The sequence below is a fragment of the Variovorax boronicumulans genome, assembly GCF_019352895.1.
Taxonomy (GTDB): Bacteria; Pseudomonadota; Gammaproteobacteria; order Burkholderiales; family Burkholderiaceae_C; genus Variovorax; species Variovorax boronicumulans_A.
The window spans coordinates 447,372-464,257 of the sequence record NZ_JAAAFX010000007.1 but is presented as its reverse complement, the minus strand read 5'-3'; the positions used below and the strand labels follow the sequence as shown (position 1 = coordinate 464,257).

General features: G+C 69.4%; 17 protein-coding genes. 13 read left to right on the top strand and 4 right to left on the bottom strand.

The features are described from left to right. Window positions 1-5 precede the first annotated feature (5 nt). The 5 genes from K0H49_RS17145 to K0H49_RS17125 all read left to right on the top strand — a co-directional run bounded on the left by K0H49_RS17145 (window position 6) and on the right by K0H49_RS17125 (window position 5,248). The gene (locus K0H49_RS17145; protein WP_219214944.1) at window positions 6-749 is read left to right on the top strand and encodes an SDR family oxidoreductase; all 744 of its coding nucleotides are present in this window, start codon (window positions 6-8) and stop codon (window positions 747-749) included. Continuing rightward, a complete protein-coding gene (locus K0H49_RS17140) occupies window positions 746-1,753 on the top strand; it encodes a bestrophin family protein (RefSeq protein WP_219214941.1) in 1,008 nt (335 codons plus the stop codon). The genes K0H49_RS17145 and K0H49_RS17140 overlap by 4 nt, the downstream gene beginning before the upstream one ends. Before the next feature lie 61 nt (window positions 1,754-1,814). Further along, on the top strand, window positions 1,815-2,213 hold the full coding sequence (locus tag K0H49_RS17135) for a DUF2845 domain-containing protein (protein ID WP_219214938.1): 399 nt from the start codon (window positions 1,815-1,817) through the stop codon (window positions 2,211-2,213). Between the two features lie 115 nt (window positions 2,214-2,328). After that, window positions 2,329-4,467 (top strand): glycogen debranching protein GlgX, encoded by a 2,139-nt coding sequence (gene glgX / locus K0H49_RS17130; protein ID WP_219214937.1) that lies wholly within the window; start codon window positions 2,329-2,331, stop codon window positions 4,465-4,467. A gap of 19 nt (window positions 4,468-4,486) precedes the next feature. After that, window positions 4,487-5,248, top strand: coding sequence for a hypothetical protein (locus K0H49_RS17125; protein WP_219214934.1), 762 nt, complete (start codon window positions 4,487-4,489; stop codon window positions 5,246-5,248). 15 nt (window positions 5,249-5,263) lie between these two features. On the opposite strand, the gene K0H49_RS17120 is transcribed toward K0H49_RS17125, so the two are convergent. The 3 genes from K0H49_RS17120 to K0H49_RS17110 form a co-directional block, all read right to left on the bottom strand. Continuing rightward, entirely contained in the window at window positions 5,264-5,485 is a 222-nt protein-coding gene (locus tag K0H49_RS17120; protein ID WP_219214930.1) for a DUF3606 domain-containing protein, read from the bottom strand. 353 nt (window positions 5,486-5,838) lie between these two features. Then, complete coding sequence (locus K0H49_RS17115) at window positions 5,839-6,324, bottom strand: metallophosphoesterase family protein (protein ID WP_219214926.1); 486 nt, start codon at window positions 6,322-6,324, stop codon at window positions 5,839-5,841. An 88-nt stretch (window positions 6,325-6,412) separates the two neighbouring features. Further along, window positions 6,413-7,036, bottom strand: coding sequence for a hypothetical protein (locus tag K0H49_RS17110; RefSeq protein ID WP_219214923.1), 624 nt, complete (start codon window positions 7,034-7,036; stop codon window positions 6,413-6,415). Between the two features lie 59 nt (window positions 7,037-7,095). Between K0H49_RS17110 and K0H49_RS17105 the strand changes: the two genes are divergently transcribed. From K0H49_RS17105 to K0H49_RS17080, 6 genes are all read left to right on the top strand, one after another. After that, window positions 7,096-8,031: a hypothetical protein gene (locus tag K0H49_RS17105; RefSeq protein WP_219214920.1), complete on the top strand. Its 936-nt coding sequence runs from the start codon at window positions 7,096-7,098 to the stop codon at window positions 8,029-8,031. A gap of 116 nt (window positions 8,032-8,147) precedes the next feature. Further along, the gene (locus tag K0H49_RS17100) at window positions 8,148-8,624 is read left to right on the top strand and encodes an FKBP-type peptidyl-prolyl cis-trans isomerase (RefSeq protein ID WP_219214918.1); all 477 of its coding nucleotides are present in this window, start codon (window positions 8,148-8,150) and stop codon (window positions 8,622-8,624) included. 40 nt (window positions 8,625-8,664) lie between these two features. Beyond that, window positions 8,665-8,919, top strand: coding sequence for a hypothetical protein (locus tag K0H49_RS17095; RefSeq protein ID WP_183028609.1), 255 nt, complete (start codon window positions 8,665-8,667; stop codon window positions 8,917-8,919). 11 nt (window positions 8,920-8,930) lie between these two features. Further along, window positions 8,931-9,836, top strand: coding sequence for a hypothetical protein (locus K0H49_RS17090; RefSeq protein ID WP_219214915.1), 906 nt, complete (start codon window positions 8,931-8,933; stop codon window positions 9,834-9,836). An 11-nt stretch (window positions 9,837-9,847) separates the two neighbouring features. Continuing rightward, entirely contained in the window at window positions 9,848-10,390 is a 543-nt protein-coding gene (locus tag K0H49_RS17085) for a GNAT family N-acetyltransferase (protein ID WP_219214913.1), read from the top strand. Further along, complete coding sequence (locus K0H49_RS17080; protein WP_219214911.1) at window positions 10,387-10,671, top strand: cupin domain-containing protein; 285 nt, start codon at window positions 10,387-10,389, stop codon at window positions 10,669-10,671. The genes K0H49_RS17085 and K0H49_RS17080 overlap by 4 nt, the downstream gene beginning before the upstream one ends. Before the next feature lie 30 nt (window positions 10,672-10,701). Here the strand turns inward: K0H49_RS17080 and K0H49_RS17075 are convergent, their stop codons facing one another. Next, window positions 10,702-12,096 carry an amidase family protein gene (locus K0H49_RS17075; protein WP_219214908.1) on the bottom strand — a complete coding sequence of 465 codons (1,395 nt, stop codon included), beginning with the start codon at window positions 12,094-12,096 and terminating at the stop codon, window positions 10,702-10,704. Between the two features lie 334 nt (window positions 12,097-12,430). Between K0H49_RS17075 and K0H49_RS17070 the strand changes: the two genes are divergently transcribed. Both K0H49_RS17070 and K0H49_RS17065 read left to right on the top strand, forming a co-directional pair. Continuing rightward, on the top strand, window positions 12,431-13,699 hold the full coding sequence (locus K0H49_RS17070) for an efflux RND transporter periplasmic adaptor subunit (RefSeq protein WP_219214905.1): 1,269 nt from the start codon (window positions 12,431-12,433) through the stop codon (window positions 13,697-13,699). Window positions 13,700-13,708: 9 nt separating this feature from the next. Next, entirely contained in the window at window positions 13,709-16,885 is a 3,177-nt protein-coding gene (locus tag K0H49_RS17065) for an efflux RND transporter permease subunit (protein WP_219214903.1), read from the top strand. Window position 16,886: the final 1 nt, after the last annotated feature.

Below are 16,886 nucleotides of genomic sequence, written 5' to 3'. Positions count from 1 at the left end.
ATGAAATGAAGATCGTCGTGATCGGAGGCACCGGCCTCATCGGAACCAGGCTGGTCCGACAGCTCGTCGCACGCGGCCACCAGGCCGTGGCCGCCTCGCCCAACACGGGCGTCAACACCCTCACCGGCGAAGGCCTGGCCGACGCGCTCGCCGGCGCGCAGGTGGTGGTCGACGTGGCCAACTCGCCCTCGTTCGAGGACCGGGCCGTGCTCGACTTCTTCGAGACCTCGGGGCGCAACCTGCTCGCGGCCGAAGCCGCGGCGGGCGTAAAGCACCTCGTGGCGCTGTCGGTAGTGGGCACCGAACGCCTGCAGGGCAGCGGCTACTTCCGCGCCAAGCTCGCACAGGAGAAGCTCATCCAGGCCGGCGCGATTCCCTACACGATCGTGCGCGCCACGCAGTTCATCGATTTCCTCGGCGGCATCGCGCAGTCGGCCACCGAAGGGCAGACCGTGCGCCTGTCGCCGGCGCTGGTGCAGCCCATCGCCTCGGACGACGTCGCATCGGCGATGGCCGACGCAGCCCTCGGCGCACCGCTCCAGGGCATGCGCGAGATCGCCGGCCCGGAACGCATCGGACTGGCCGCGCTGGTGCAGCGCTACCTGAGCGCCATCGGCGACCCGCGCACCGTGGTGGCCGATGCGAAGGCCCTGTACTTCGGCGTCCCACTCGACGACCGCTCGCTCACGCCCGACGACGACGCGCAGCTCGGCACGATCGGTTTCGAGGCCTGGCTGGCGGCGCGATGAACGTCGGCAGGGGCTACCGGCTCTCCGAGTTCCTGATCTGGACCCGGCGGGAGCTCTACGTCCTGCTCGCGCTGGGCGTGGTGCCGGTGTGCCTGTACGAACTCGCGCAGTGGCGCTGGCTCACGGTGCCGTGGACCGTGGTCGCTCTCATCGGCACGGCCACCGCCTTCATCGTGAGCTTCAAGAACACGCAGACCTATGGCCGCACGCTGGAGGCGCAGCAGGTGTGGGGCGGCATCCTCAACGTGAGCCGCGCCTGGGGCCTCATGAGCCGCGACTACGTGAAGAACGAGCAGGTCACGCGGCAGCTGGTCGACCGCCACCTCGCCTGGGTCACGGCGCTGCGCTACCAGATGCGCCGGCAGCGCGCCTGGGAGAGCACCGGCCGCCGCACCAATGCCGAGTACCAGCGCCACTACTGCGTGCCCGAGCAGGAGACGACGCTCGAATCGGCGCTCGCCAGGCTGATCCCGCCGGACGAGCTCGCCGTCGTCCTGGCCTCGCGCAACAAGGCCACGCAACTGATGGCCCAGCAGAGCCGCGCGATCCAGGGGCTGTTCGCGCGCGGCGACATCGTCATCAACTTCTTCATCGAGATGGAGAAGGTGCTCAAGGAGCTGCTCGACCACCAGGGCCGCAGCGAGCGGATCAAGAACTTTCCCTATCCGCGGCAGTACGCGATCATCAACACCTTCTTCATCCGCTTCTTCTGCGTGCTGCTGCCCTTCGGCCTGCTCAAGGAGTTCGACGGGCTCAACGCCATCGCCAATGGCTGGATGAAGGGGCACATGGTGTGGCTCGTGATCCCCTTCAGCGTGATGATCTCGTGGATGTACACCACGCTGGAGCAGGTCGGCGCCAGCACCGAGAACCCGTTTGAAGGCGGCGCCAACGACGTGCCCATCGCGCAGATCAACCGGATGATCGAGATCGAGCTGCGCGAACTGCTGGGTGACACCGACCTGCCACCGCTGCTGCGACCGAAGAACAACATCATCCTGTGACGCCGGCGCGCGGTGCCCGTCGGCGCCGCCCTCGTTCGTGTTTGTCCCTAAACTTTCGGGCATGCACTTCCTCGCCCGCGTTTTTCCTTCGGCCTTGCGTCACCCTGCTGCAAGGCTCGCGCCCTGGCTGCTGGCCGCGGCTGCCGCCCTGCTCGCACCCGCCGCGCAGGCGCAATCGCTCGGCTGCAACGGCTACCTCGTGAGCCGGGGCGACTCGCGCGTGTCGGTGCTGCAGAAGTGCGGCCAGCCGCTGGACCGGGAGAGCATCTGCGTGCCGACCTACCAGCTGGGCTGGATCGTGCCCTCGCAACGCCGCCAGGGCCCCGATGCGCTGCTGCTGCCGCAATGCGTACCGATGGAAGACTGGACCTACGACCGCGGCCCGGGGGCCTTCCTGGGTATCGTGCGGCTCTACAACGGCGCGGTCGAATCGGTGCGCGACGGCGACCGCATGCGCTGATCGCGGCACGCCGGCGGCGCGGGCATGGCGCCGGCCTACGCGAAGTCCAGCGACCTTCCCGTGGCGCGGCAGCGCGCGCGGCATGACAGTTCGGCTCTTTGCCCCGGACCGCTCCATGCCCGACACCCTGCCGCCCCCCGCCCTCGAAGAAGGCGCCCCCCACCCGCTCGGCGCCACCTACACCGGGCGCGGCGTCAATTTCGCCGTGTTCTCGGCGCATGCCACCCGCGTGCAGGTCTGCCTCTACGACGAGGCCGGCACCACCGAGACCGCCTGCATCACGCTGCCCGAGTACACCGACGAGGTCTGGCACGGCTTCGTGCCCGGCCTCGAACCCGGCACCCGCTACGGCCTGCGGGTGCACGGCCCCTACGAGCCCGAGCAGGGCCACCGCTTCAACCATCACAAGCTGCTGCTCGACCCCTACGCCAAGGCGCACATGGGCGAGCTCAAGTGGGGCCCCGAGCTGTTCGGCTACACCGTGGGCCATCCCGACGGCGACCTGAGCTTCGACGAGCGCGACAGCGCGCCCTTCATGCCCAAGTGCGTGGTGGTCGATTCGCGCTTCGAGTGGAAGCAGACCGACGCCGTGCGCGTGCCCTGGAACCAGACCGTGTTCTACGAGACCCACGTGCGCGGCTTCACCATGAAGCACCCGAAGGTGCCCGAGCTGTTCCGCGGCACCTTCGCCGGCCTGGCCATGGACGAAGTCATCGGCCCGATCAAGGCGCTGGGCGTGACCAGCGTCGAACTGCTGCCGGTGCAGATGTTCCTCAACCAGCCCTTCCTCACCGAGAAGGGCCTGACCAACTACTGGGGCTACGACACCATCGGCTTCTTCGCGCTCGACCAGCGCTACATGGACGGCCCGAACATCGACGAGTTCAAGCACATGGTCGACCGCTTCCACGCCCACGGGCTGGAGGTGATCATGGACGTGGTCTACAACCACACGCCCGAAGGCAACGAGATGGGCCCGACGCTCTCGTTCAAGGGCATCGACAACGCGAGCTACTACCGCCTGATGCCCGAGGGCGAGGGCACCGGTCCGCGCTACTACATCAACGACACGGGCACCGGCAACACCGTCAACCTGAGCCATCCGCGCGTGCTGCAGATGGTGACCGACAGCCTGCGCTACTGGGTCACGGAGATGCACGTCGACGGCTTCCGCTTCGACCTGGCGACCATCCTGGCGCGCGAGGACCACGGCTTCGACGAAGGCGGCGGCTTCCTCGACAGCTGCCGGCAGGACCCGCTGCTGTCCAGCGTCAAGCTGATCGCCGAACCCTGGGACATCGGCCCGGGCGGCTACCAGGTCGGCGGCTTCCCGCCCGGCTGGGCCGAGTGGAACGACGGCTTCCGCGACACGGTGCGCGCCTTCTGGAAGGGCGACGAGGCCATGGCGCCCGCGCTGGCGCAATGCCTCACGGCCAGCGGCGACCGCTTCAACAAGCGCGGCCGCCGGCCCTGGGCCAGCGTCAACTTCATCACCGCGCACGACGGCTTCACGCTGGCCGACACCACCAGCTACAACGAGAAGCACAACGAAGCCAACAACGAAGGCAACCGCGACGGCCACGGCGACAACCGCAGCTGGAACTGCGGCGCCGAAGGCCCGACCGACGATGCGGAGGTGCTGGCGCTGCGCGCCCGCCAGCAGCGCAACATGCTCGCCACCCTGCTGCTGTCGCAGGGCACGCCCATGCTGCTGGCCGGCGACGAGTTCGCGCGCACCCAGCAGGGCAACAACAACGCCTACTGCCAGGACAGCGACATCTCCTGGTTCGACTGGGAGGCCGCCAGCGCGCCGCCCGGCCGCAGCCTGACCGAATTCACCCAGCACCTGACGCAGCTGCGCCACACGCTGCCGGTGCTGCGCCGCAACCGCTTCCTGAGCGGCGAATGGAGCGAGGCCGCGCAGGTCAAGGACTCGACCTGGTTCGCGCCGGACGGCGCCGAGATGGACGAGGCGCATTGGCAGGACCCGCAGACCCGCTGCTTCGGCCTGCTGCTCGAAGGCCATGCGCCGGCCTCCTCGCTGCCGCGGCCCGCGGCCGACGACAGCGTGCTGCTGGTCTTCAATGCGTGGGAAGGCGCGATCGACTTCCAGCTGCCCGAGCGGCCCGAGGGCAAGGGCTGGACGCGCGTGGTCGACACCGCGCTCGACGCGCAGGAAGATGCAGCCTTCCAGCCCGGCCACGGCTACACCGTGACCGGACGCTCGCTGCTGGTGTTCACCTCGCCGGCCTGATCCCACGCCGGGAGCGCGCATGACCGTCATCTGCCAGGCCTGCCAGGCACTCAACCGCGACAAGGCCATGTTCTGTCGCGGCTGCGCGGCCAAGCTGCCGGCCTTTGCGGCCACCGGGCCGTCGGCACTGGAGACGCTGGCGCCGGCCCGACCGCGTCACACGGCACTGGAGACGCTGGCGCCGGCCCGACCGCGTCACACGGCACCGGCGGTTGCGCCGCCGCGACACGGCCTGACGGCGGTGCCCGGGGCGCGCGGCTGGTTCGTTGCCGTGGCGCTGCTGAGCGCTGTGCTGATCGCGCTGCTGGTCTGGATCGCGCTGATCCCGGCGCGGCCGGGTGCGTCCGTCGTGCCGGCCAAGGCGGCGGAGAGCGTGGCCCTTCCGGCTTTTGCAGCGACGACGGCGATTGCACCTTCGGCGAGTCCGGCGCCTTCGATGCCGGCTTCGTCGAACCCCACGCGGTCGCCGGCCGTGGTCCCCTTCGAATCTGCCCTGGCACCCGGCGAGATGTCGGTCGACAAAGCCCCGGCGCTCACAGCTTCACCGCCCGCGCGTCCGGCAAACCCGGCTCGCGTCGCCACGACCGCAAGCAAGCCCTCGGCGGCCGCAGGGCGGTCCGACCCGCGCGTCGGCTGCGAGCACCTGTTCTTCGCCTTCGCCGCTCGCTGCGAAGCCAGCCACTGCGCCGAGGCCGCCTATGCGCGCCATCCACGCTGCGACGCGGTGCGCGCACAGCGCCAGCGCGACGAGGCCCGGCGCAATCTCACCTCAGGCTACTGACCGGCTGCGCCTTCCTCAAGGCGCGTCGCCGGTCTCGTCGACCCGCTCGGTGTTGGTGGTGCTGCGGCTGCCCTTGAGGTGCAGTTCGACGTCGGTGGCGCGGTCGCCGACTTTGGACACCGCTTCCTTCAGCTGGGTGTCGGTCACATCGAGCTTTTTGGCCCATTCGGCCAGCGAGGCGGCGGATTGCGTGTCGATGCGGTCGGGGGAAGCGGCGGGGGTGTCGGGCTTGGACATGGTCGGGCTTTCAAATGATGGGAGAAGCACGCCAGCCTGGCGCTGCGCTCGACGTGGTCCGGTAGGCCATCCGACGCCGTGATCGTCGGCGCATGCCCACAGCAAGGGGACCTCAGGCAGATTCGCAGCTCGTGCTGCGGCGCCGGTGACGGGATGCTCCTTTTTTGCGCAGCCTCAGCTGGTCATAGCGCTCGTTGGGTGCACGCAGGATCTGACCCGAGAAGCCGTCAATGTGCCGGTCCGACGATTTGGTGGCACGCCAGCATGAGCCCGCCGGCCGCGCGCGATGAGGTGGGCATGCGGCGATTGCCGCCTCAATCACCGCATATTTTGCGGCGATTGAGCTGGCCAGCTCAACGGCGTGAGGCCGTGAGCGGCACCGCCAACGTGACCAGGCGCGGCGTCACGCGCCCTCTCTCGTCGATCCGCCGTTCCCCCACCGAGATCGGCAGGCTGAAGCGCCGCGGCCCCGCGCTGCCGGGGTTGACGAACAGCACGCCGTCGCGCTCGACCATCGATGGCTTGTGCGAATGGCCGGACACCACCACCCGCACGTCCCCGTCGGCGGGGCCGAGGTGCAGGTCGGCGATGTCGTGCACCGCATGCACCGCGACGCCACCGAGCGTGACGGTCAACGAGGACGGGATGTCGTCGGCCCAGGGCTCACTGTCGTTGTTGCCTCGCACCACGCTCAAGGGCGCCATGGCCGCCAGCGCAGCCAGGATCTCCGGGCCGCCGATGTCGCCGGCGTGGACGATGTGGTCGCTGCCGGCAAGAAAGGCCAGGGCTTCCGGGCGGAGCAGGCCATGGGTGTCGGAGATGAGGGCGATGCGGGGCATGGGAATGGTGGACGCCGGCTGGAATCAGGACGCTCGGACAGACCAACGCGACGGATCTTGCAGCACGCGCCGGACCTCGCCGGGCCACTCACCGATAAATGCCCAGGCGTTCGAAGCGCTGCATCGTGGTCGTCAATGTCAGCGTCTCCGTCGCCGAAAGGCACATCACATCCGCAACCCGGGCTCCCCGGCTGTCGACGACATCGATATGGGTCGACCCTGCCAGCGGCTCATGGATGGCGTATTCGTAACCCGCATTCGAGAAATTCAACATGACGCCCTTTGCCTGCAGGACAAGGCGAAAGTTTCCCTTCGGATGTTCCAGTCGTTCGGGGAACACGAATTCCGTCTTCGAGGCTTTGCCCGCGCGGTACTGCATGTAGCCCGTCGTGGCGCCGAGGTCCTTGGAGGCGCACAGAGAATAGGTTTTTCTCTTCGCTGTGCAGGACCACTCCGTGACTTCACCCGGCGTGCACAAACCGGGTTGGGCCATGGCGCCCAGATGAAAGAAGGACGCGGCGGCAAACAGACAGGTGGATAGATTTCGCATGGCTTCAGCCCGATCATCAGTGCTTGATGGAAAACCGACGACCGGAGCCCGACGAGCGCTGCGCTGTCCGTTGAAAACAGCCTCGAGGTCGCTGGCAAGCCTCGCACGCGCTCGCTTGGACATCCAGCCGTCGCTCCGCTGCATGGAATTGTAGGTTTGCAACCCCTCGCGCTTCGCACCGCGCCGGCCGCGGGACGTCCCCAGTGCGCGATCATCCCCCCATGCGAATCGCCCTCTGCACCCTCTTCGAAGGCCACTACCACCACGGCGTGGCGACGCTGGTGAACTCGCTGGTGGCCGCCGGGTACCAGGGCACGGTGTGGGCCGGGCACCGCGGGCCGCTGCCCGCGTGGCTGGCGCGGCATGCGCGTTTCGACCGCCGTGCGGGCCGGCTCCAGGTCACGCCGCAGGTGGTGCTGCAGACCCTGGCGCTCGACCCGCCGCGCAGCCTCAACTACCAGAAGCCGGCCTTCATGCGCGAGCTGCTGCAGGTGCACGACCCAGCCGCCGAGGCGGTGGTGTACCTCGACCCGGACCTGGTCGTGAAGTGCGCATGGGCAGAGATCGAGGCCTGGTTCGCCGGTGGCGAGGTCGCGCTGGTCGAGGACCTCGATAGCGCGCTGCCGTCGGACCACCCCAGGCGCGAGGGCTGGCGGCACTTCTTCGCTGCGCATGGCGAGGTGCCGCAGCGCGCGCTGGCGCGCTACTACAACAGCGGCTTCGTCGGCGTGCCGCGCGCGCACGATGCACTGCTCGCCACGTGGCAGCGCCTGTGCGAACGGATCGCCGAAGACCACGGCGGGGCGCTGCGGCAGCGCAAGCTGGGCGCACCCGACCATCCCTTTCATTCGACCGACGAGGACGCGCTCAACTTCGCGCTGATGCTGGACGGCGCCCCGCTGTGCACGCAGGGCCCGGAGGCGATGGATTTCGTGCCGGGCGGGCGGCACCTGTCGCATGCGGTGGGGGCGGCCAAGCCCTGGCAGGGCCGGCATTTCCGCGGCGCGCTGCGCGGACGGCCGCCGTCGGTCGCGAGCCAGTCCTTCTACCGCTTCACGCGCGGGCCGCTGGCGTCGCTGTCGCCCCTGACGCTGGTGCGGCGGCGGCTGTCGATGGCGCTGGCGACCGCCCTCGGGCGGGTGTACCGGCAGCGCTGAGGCCGGGGCCGAGCACCGCGCGCGGCTGGCATCGCAGGCGGGAAAAGCAGCGCCAGCGCCTGCGGCAGCCGGCGCCCTGGGTGCAGCGCGGGCCGCTCTGCGGGACAATGCTCCCCATGAAAATCGAAAAAGACACCGTCGTCACCCTCCGCTACAAGGTCAGCGACCTGCAGGGCAAGCTCATCGAGGAAGCCAAGGAGCCCATGGGCTACCTGCATGGCGGCTACGACAACACGCTGCCGAAGATCGAGGAGGCGCTGGACGGCCAGGAAGCCGGCTACGCCGTCACGCTGCAGCTCAAGCCCGAAGACGCCTTCGGCGTGCGCGACCCCGCGCTGGAACGCACCATCCCCAAGAGCGAGTTCCCGCCGGGCGTGAAGGTCGGTGGCCAGCTCGAAGGCCGCGACGACCAGGGCACGCCGCATGTGTTCTACGTGAAGAAGATCAAGGGCGACAAGGTGCTGCTCGACGGCAACCACCCGCTGGCCGGCCTGGAGCTGCGCTTCGCGCTCAAGGTGCTGGAAGTGCGCGCCGCCGCCCCCGAGGAGCTGGAGCATCGCCACGTGCACGGCGCCGGCGGCCACCACCATTGATCGCCCCCTTCATCTTCGCCATCACGAAACGAGCCCCATCATGAGCATCGCAAGCGCCCGACAGGCCGATCAGAAGAAGATGGAGCTGTGCGAACCCTGCACCGGCATCCAGCGCAACTGGCGCCGCGCGCCAGGCCATGCCGAGCTGGTGCAAGGCAGCAACCGCAAGGAAGAACGCGAGGACGGCCGCTCGGTGACGGTCACCAGCTACCGCTGCGACCGCTGCGGCACGCGCTGGGAATACGAGAACGACAAGGCCAACCTGCATGCGGGGTGGTCGGTGGCGGGGCGGTAGACGACTCCGCCGTGAGCGGCCCGGACACCGCCTTGCGCGTGCTCGCGCCCGCTGCGGACATGCGCGCGGGCCACGACGACGCCAAGGATGCGTTGGCCAAGCGCGGCACCCACTGGCTGGGTGTCGTGCTGGCACTGGCGTCCACGGCCGGCATCGTGCTGGCCTTGCTGGGCTATGGCGTGGCGCTCGCGGTCCAGAGCACGCTGGGCGTTCCGCACGCCACGTTGTTCAGTTCGGCCATCGATCTGTTCAACCTGGGTGGATGGGCTGTTGCTCAGGTGTTTTCAGGCATTTCGCACCCTGACACGTGGGGCTTTGTTGCGGAGGTATGGCAACGCCTGAGCCCGACCATCTGGCGACTCTGGAAAACCTCTCTCGTCTTGTCCATCGTCTTCTTCGCGTTCCTCGCGCTGCGGTGGTATGGGAGGCGAGGGCTGAAATCTGCGGTGGCGCAACGCACACGCACGAAATTGCGCCAAAGCCTCCAAGACAAACGCTGGTTTGAAACGCTCCTGCTGGTGCTTTTCATTCCAGCGTTCGTCACGCTCGCGGCTCCTGCAATCGTGATCGGCGGCTTTCTCGCAATGATGGTGATGGGAACCGCCTTGGCGACTGTCCCCATCGCCGGCCTCTCCGCAGGCGAAGTCCACATCCGCAACTGGGTGGTCGAGCCCAAGGTCTGCATCTCGCGCCAGCAGCGCATCGACACCCTGATGCGGCCACCCGAAGCAAAGGTGGTGGGAAAGCGCGCCCGCGGCGCAGACTGCGTGGCAGTCATCCGTGGCGATGGCAAGATCGAGAAAGGCCGGCTCGTCTTCGCCACGACAGGCGCGGTGGTCCTGTACGACCCCACCGGCAACTCGGTGCGCCGCATCCCGACCGAAGGCGCCGTGGTCGAAGCGATCGACAGCCTCTGACGCGCACCGCCATGCCACTGCACATCCGGGCATTCACGCCCGCCGACGCCTCCGCCCTGCGCGCCGTCTTCGAATCCTCCGTCCACACCCTCGCCGCGCCGTACTACACGCCCGCCGAGCGCGCGGCCTGGGCGCCGAGCGAGCACGATGCGGCACAGTGGGCCGAGCGCATGCGCATGCTGCAGCCCTTCGTCGCCGAGCTCGATGGGCGCATCGCGGGCTTTGCGGACCTGCAGCCGTCCGGCCACATCGACATGTTCTTCGTGGCCGGTGACTGCGGTGGGCGCGGGGTGGCGAAGGCGCTGATGGCGCGCATCGAGGCTTCGGCACGCGATCGCGGCATCGCCGGCCTGTGGGCCCATGTGAGCCTCGCCGCCGAAGCCTTCTTCCGCCGCTCGGGTTTCGAAATCGCACACCGGCGAGAGGTGACGCTGCGCGGCGTGGTGCTGCGCAACGCGCGCATGACGCGACGGCTTTCCGAGCCGTGCACCCTGCGCGATGCATCGGCGGCCGAAGGCACGGAGCTTGCGGGCATGCGGGCATGCGGCCCATGACACGTCCGCGAGCCATTCCCACCGTCCAGATCGACAACGAGCGCACACGGGTCACGGAATGGCGCTTTGCGCCGGGTGCCGAGACAGGCCATCACCGCCACGGCAGGGACTGCGTCGTGGTGCCCATGACCACCGGCACGCTGCTGCGCGAGACGCCTCAGGGCACGCTGCGCAGCCCGCTCACGGCCGGGGTGTCGTACACGCGGCTCACCGGCGTCGAGCACAACGTGATCAATGCCAACGACTTCGAGTTCGTCTTCGTCGAGATCGAGCTCAAGTAGACGAACCGCCCCCCAACCCCTCCATCCGCCTCAGTCCACAGGCATCGGCGGCCCACCCCGCGCCTCGATGGCCTCGCCGGCCGCCAGGCACAGGTCTTCTCGGAAACGCCCGGCCACCAGCTGCACCCCGACCGGGCTGGTGCCGGCCATGCCGGTCGCGACCACCAGCGAGGGCAGGCCGGTGAGCGGCAGGCCGATCATCGGCGTCTGCGCGGCCCACACGCGGGCGTAGGCCTCGGGGCCCTGCAGGTCGAGGTCGGCCGCGAAGGGCAGCTCGGCGCTGGCGGGCATCAGCAGCACGGCATGGCGCCCGCCGAAGAACTGCTGCCAGGCGCGGGCCAGCGTGGCGCGCTGGACCAGCGCGGCCGACAGCTGCGCCGCGGTGAGCGCGGCCGCGGCGCCGGCCTGGCCTGCGAGCGCGGCGATGGCGCCGGCGTCGCCCTCCAGCCGCGCGGCCTCGACCATGGCTTCGTAGCCGTCGCCCATCCAGAGCACGGTCTGCACACGGCAGGCTTCCTCGAGCGGCGGGACGTCGTCGATCTCTTCCACGGTCCAGCCGGCGTCGCGCAGGCGCTCGGCCGCGTCCAGCAGCGCCGCGACGATCTCGGGCGCGGTGGCGAGCCCATCGGGGCGCAGGCACAGCGCGGCGACGCGAGGCCGGCCGGGGCCTTCGAGCGGAGCGGGCACCCACCACGGATCGCGATCGTCGGCCCCGGACATGGCGGCCAGCGCCAGCCGCAGGTCGGGCATGGTGCGCGCGAGCGGGCCCGACACGGCGGTGATTTGGCCGCCGATCGTTCGCTCGGGCCCCGAGGCGTTGAAGGCCGCCACCCGCCCCAGCGAGGGGCGCAGCCCGTGCACGCCGCAGGCATAGGCCGGGTAGCGGATCGAACCGGCGATGTCGGTGCCGTGCGCGATGTGGCCGATGCCCGCGGCCACGGCCGAGGCCGCGCCGCCGGACGAACCGCCCGGCGTGAGCGCTGCATTGCGCGGGTTGAGCGTGCGGCCGTGCAGCCGGTTGTCGGTGAACCAGCGGTAGCTGAAGGCAGGCGTGTTGGTGCGGCCGACGATCACCGCGCCGGCCCGCTCCAGGTTGTCGACCACCGGGCTGTTGGTGGCGGCGATGCGGTCTTGCTGCAGCCGCACGCCGTTGGTGGTGGCGAAGCCCGCCTGGTCGATGTTGACCTTGACGGTGACCGGCACGCCGGCCAGCGGGCCCAGGCGCTCGCCCCGCGCCAGGGCGGCATCGATGGCTTCGGCGCGGCGCAGCACCGCGTCGGGGCGGCAGTCGACCACGGCGTTGAGCCGCGGGTTGACCGCCTCGAGCCGGGCGAGCGCCGCGCGGGCGGCCTCGACGGCGGAGAGCTTGCGTTGGGCGACCAGGGTCGCGAGTGCGGAGGCCGAGAGGCGCCAGATGTCTGTCATGTACACGGTGTAACGTCTGCGCCACCGGGTGTCCACCGGGTCGGCCCCGAAGCGATGGTGCAGGGCCCGTCACATGGCGGCCCCACGATCGGCCGCCTTGCGGCAGAATCCCGGCGGGCCGAGCGGCGCGCAGAGGCAACGCTGCGTGCCGCCAACCCACCGTCGCTTCGCGTCACCGCGCCCGGGCATCCTGCTTGCATGGCATTTGCATAGCGTTTTTCCTGCTGCGGCTTTGTGAAGTTCCGTAAAGCTGGTCTCTCGTGATGCCCGGCGTTGAACTAGCCCCCTCTCGCTGTTTCACACTCTGCGTTCGCCCACCTATTCACTGCGCTCCATGCCCCACCTTGCCCGACCCGTGCCGCCCGCCACCGCTCAACGCAGGCTCCGAATCGGACTTGCCCTGGGTCTGGCCACCGCCCTGATCGCGGCCGGCTGCTCCCGTACCGACAGCGCCAAGGCCGCCAAGCCGCCGCAGACCCGTGAGGTCGGGGTGGTCACGCTCAAGACCGAGCGGCTGGCCTTCAGCACCGAGCTGTCGGGGCGCACGGTGGCACCGGTCATCGCCGAGATCCGGCCCCAGGTGGGCGGCATCATCCAGAAGCGGCTGTTCAACGAGGGCTCGCAGGTCAAGGAAGGCCAGGCGCTCTACCAGCTCGACCCGGCGCCGTTCCAGGCGGTCCATGCCAGCGCGCAGGCCAATGTGCGCAAGGCCGAATCCACGCTGGCCACGGCCCGCACGGTGGCCAAACGCAATGCCGAGCTGGTCAAGATCGACGCGATCAGCCAGCAGGTCAACGAGGCCACCCAGGCCGCCGCCCTGCAGGCCGAAGCCGACGTGGCGGTGGCGCGCGCGGCCGAACAGACGGCCCGCATCAACCTGGGCTACACGCGCATCAACTCGCCGATCACCGGCTGGGTCGAACTCTCGAGCGTCACGCCCGGCGCGCTGGTCACGGCCAACCAGGCGAGCGCGCTGACCACGGTGCAGCAGCTCGACCCGGTGCATGTGCACGTCACGCAATCGAGCAGCGAGCTGCTGCGCCTCAAGCGCGAGCTGGCCGAAGGGCGGCTGCAGCGCGGCAACGCCAACGAGGCACCGATCAAGGTGCTGCTCGAAGACGGCTCGACCTACCCGCACGCCGGCCGCCTGACCTTCTCCGGCGTGACGGTCGATGCCGGCACCGGCAGCGTCACGCTGCGCGCGGTGGTGCCCAACCCCGACCGCATGCTGATGCCCGGGATGTACGTGCGCGCGGTGCTGCAGGAGGGCGTGAACGAAGCCGCGCTGCTGGTGCCGCAGCAGGCCGTGACGCGCGCGCCCGACGGCAGCGCCTCGACGCTGGTGGTCGGCGCCGACGACAAGCTGGTCAAGCGCCCGATCGTGGTGGGTCGTGCGATGGGCAACCGCTGGCAGGTGCTCAGCGGCCTGGCCGCGGGTGACCGCGTGCTGGTCGAGGGCTCGCAGCGCGCCCGCGCGGGCGACACGGTGCGCGCCTCGGAAGTGGTGCCCACCAGCGCCAACCCGGCCTCGAAGACGCCCAACGGCCCCGCGCCCGGCGCGGCCGCCAGCGCCGCCAGCCCGGCCGTCGTGGCCGCGCGCTGAGGACCCCGCATGGCACAGTTCTTCATCGACCGCCCCATCTTCGCGTGGGTGCTGTCCATCGTGGTCATGCTCGCGGGCCTGATGTCGATCCGCACGCTGCCGCTGGAGCAGTACCCGGACATCGCCCCGCCGCGCGTGTCCATCGTCTCGACCTACACCGGCGCCTCGGCCAAGACGGTGGAGGATTCGGTCACCCAGGTGATCGAGCAGCAGATGACCGGCGTGGACAACCTGCTGTACATCCAGGGCACCAGCAACTCCTCGGGCGTCTCGCGCATCCAGCTGACCTTCGCGCCCGGCACCAACATCGACGTCGCGCAGATGCAGGTGCAGAACAAGCTGCAGCCCGCGATGGCGCGGCTGCCGCAGCAGGTGCAGACCCGCGGCGTGTTCGTGATCAAGGGCGGCAACGACTTCCTGATGATCGTCTCGATGTACTCGGACGACGGCAGCGCCTCGGCGGTCGACGTGGGCGACTACATCACCAGCAACCTGGTCGACGTGATCAGCCGCATCGACGGCGTGGGCGAAGTACAGACGCTGGGCACCGGCTACGCGATGCGCATCTGGCTCGACCCGGACAAGCTGCGCAAGTACTCGCTGATGCCCTCGGACGTGAACACCGCGCTGCAGGCCCAGAACGCGCAGGTCTCGGCCGGCCAGCTGGGTGCGCTGCCCGCCACCGGCGACCAGCAGCTCAACGCGACGATCACCGCCCGCAGCAAGCTCAAGACGGTCGAGCAGTTCGGTGCCGTGGTGCTGCGTGCCACGCCCGACGGCGCGGTGGTGCGGCTGCAGGACGTGGCCCGGATCGAGCTCGGCGCCGAGAACCTGACGGTGCGCTCGGTGCTCAGCGGCCGGCCCGGCGCCGGCCTGGGCGTGGTGCTGGCCGACGGCGCCAACGCGGTGCAGGTGGCCGCGGCGGTCAACGCCAAGATCGCCGAGCTCAAGCCCTTCTTCCCGAACCAGCTCGAGACCTTCGTGAGCTACGACACCACGCCCTTCGTGAGCGCGTCGATCGAGGAAGTGGTCAAGGCGCTGGCCGAGGCCATGCTGCTGGTGGTGCTGGTGATGTACATCTTCCTGCAGAACTTCCGCGCCACGCTGATCCCCGCGATTGCGGTGCCGGTGGTGCTGCTGGGCACCTTCGGCGTGCTCTCGGTGTTCGGCTATTCCATCAACACGCTGACCATGTTCGGCATGGTGCTGGCCATCGGCCTGCTGGTGGACGACGCCATCGTGGTGGTCGAGAACGTCGAGCGCGTGATGAGCGAGGAGGGGCTGTCGCCCAAGGAGGCCACGAAGAAATCGATGGCCGAGATCACGCCCGCGCTGGTGGGCATCGCGCTGGTGCTGTCGGCGGTGTTCATCCCGATGGCCTTCTTCGGCGGCTCGACCGGCGTGATCTACCGCCAGTTTTCGATCACCATCGTCTCGGCGATGGTGCTGTCGGTGCTGGTCGCGCTCACGCTCACGCCGGCGCTGTGCGCCACGCTGCTCAAGCCGGTGCCCAAGGGCGCGCACTCGCCGCACGGCGCGCCGCGCAAGGGTCCCCTGGGCTACGTCGACCGCTTCTTCGCCGGCTTCAACCGCCGCTTCGACAGCGGCGCCGACCGCTACCAGGGCATCGTGGGCGGCATCCTGCGGCGCGGCAAGCGCAGCCTGCTGGTCTACGTCGGCATCTGCGCGGTGATGGCCTTCATGTTCCTGCGCCTGCCCACCTCCTTCCTGCCCGACGAGGACCAGGGCTTCGTGCAAGTGCAGATCACGCTGCCGCCGGGTTCGTCGAACGCCCGGCTGCAACCGGTGATCCAGCAGGTGCAGGACTACTTCGACAAGCAGCCCGAGGTGGTGGCGATCAACCTGCTGACCGGCCAGAACGGCGACCAGAGCTCGGCCCGCGCCTTCGTCAAGCTCAAGGACTGGAGCGAGCGCACCGGCAAGGACAGTTCCGCCGCGGCCATCACGCGCCGCGCGAGCCGTGACCTGTCCGGCATCCGCGACGCGCGCATCTTCGTGCTGCTGCCGCCGGCGGTGCGCGGGCTGGGCGCCAACGCGGGCTTCAACTTCTTCCTGAAGGACCTCAACGCGCTGGGCCACGACGCGCTGCTCAAGGCGCGTGACCAGGCGCTGCAACTGCTCAACGCACGGTCTGAGATGGCCAACGTGCGCAGCAATAACCTCGAAGACACGCCCGAGTTCGCGGTCGACATCGACGATGCGCGCGCCGGTGCGCTGAGCCTGAACACCAGCGCCATCGACAGCACGCTGTCGACCGCGATGGGCGGCACCTACGTCAACGACTTCCTGAACAACGGCCGCGTGAAGCGCGTCTACATGCAGGGCGACACCGCCTTCCGCATGCTGCCCACCGACATCGGCCGCTGGAGCGTGCGCAACACGCTGGGCCAGATGGTGCCCTTCGGCGCCTTCTCGAGCACGCGCTGGACCTACGGCTCGCCGCAGCTGATCCGCTACAACGGCAGCCCCAGCTACGAGTTCGTGGGCGACGCGGCCGCGGGCGTGAGCTCGGGCGCGGCGATGCTGGCGGTCGAAGAGGTGATGAAGCAGATGCCTCCGGGCATCGGCTACGAATGGACCGGTGCGTCGTACCAGGAGCGCCTGTCGGGCGCGCAGGCACCGGCGCTCTATGCGATCTCGATCCTGTTCGTGTTTCTGTGCCTGGCCGCGCTGTACGAAAGCTGGTCGGTGCCCTTCTCGGTGATCCTGGTGGTGCCGCTGGGCATCGTGGGCGCGCTGCTGTTCACCTGGTCCCGCGGCCTGAGCAACGACGTGTACTTCCAGGTGGGGCTGCTGACCACGGTGGGGCTGTCGTCGAAGAACGCGATCCTGATCGTGGAGTTCGCCAAGCAGCTGCACGAGCAGGGCAAGAGCGTGATCGAGGCCACGCTGCAGGCGGTGCGCCTGCGGCTGCGGCCCATCCTGATGACCTCGCTGGCCTTCGGCTTCGGCGTGCTGCCGCTGGCCATCGGCACCGGCGCGGGCGCGGGCGGCCGCCAGTCGATCGGCACCGCGGTGCTGGGCGGCATGGTGGTGGGCACGGCGCTGGGCATCTTCTTCGTGCCGCTGTTCTTCGTGCTGATCAGCAGCTTCATGGAACGCCGCCGCGCGCGCAAGAATACGGCCTCGGCCTCGACGCCGGCCATCGAGCAAGGGAGCCATTGAG